Origin of the sequence: Psychrobacter sp. W2-37-MNA-CIBAN-0211, from assembly GCF_040309405.1 — a bacterium.
GTDB lineage: Bacteria > Pseudomonadota > Gammaproteobacteria > Pseudomonadales > Moraxellaceae > Psychrobacter > Psychrobacter glaciei.
In genome coordinates this window covers 1-239 of record NZ_JBEOOU010000538.1, presented here as the reverse complement: position 1 = coordinate 239, position 239 = coordinate 1, and the positions used below count along the sequence as shown (strand labels likewise).

The following is a 239-nucleotide window of genomic DNA, read 5'->3' as shown; positions in this document are numbered from 1 at the left end:
CCTGAGTGAATAGCCATTATATTTCCTTACAGGTAATCGCGAATTTTTTCAGCTTGCTCTGCACTATATCCAAGGCAAAGAGCCACTTCATGAAGCATCATTTTTTTACGCGTTGTATTAGAATTAGTCATAACCCAATATTCACTATCGGTTATGTTTTTAGGATTCATACTACTACCGCTATTTACTAAAGCTTCTTTACTAGTAGCAAAGTAAACACGGTCACGCCCTTTTATGTC

General features: G+C 36.8%; 1 protein-coding gene. It reads right to left on the bottom strand.

What is annotated here, in order from left to right:
- Positions 1-26: 26 nt before the first annotated feature.
- Positions 27-239: hypothetical protein (locus AAEY72_RS16180; protein ID WP_352311701.1), on the bottom strand; the 213-nt coding region annotated here is incomplete at its 5' end.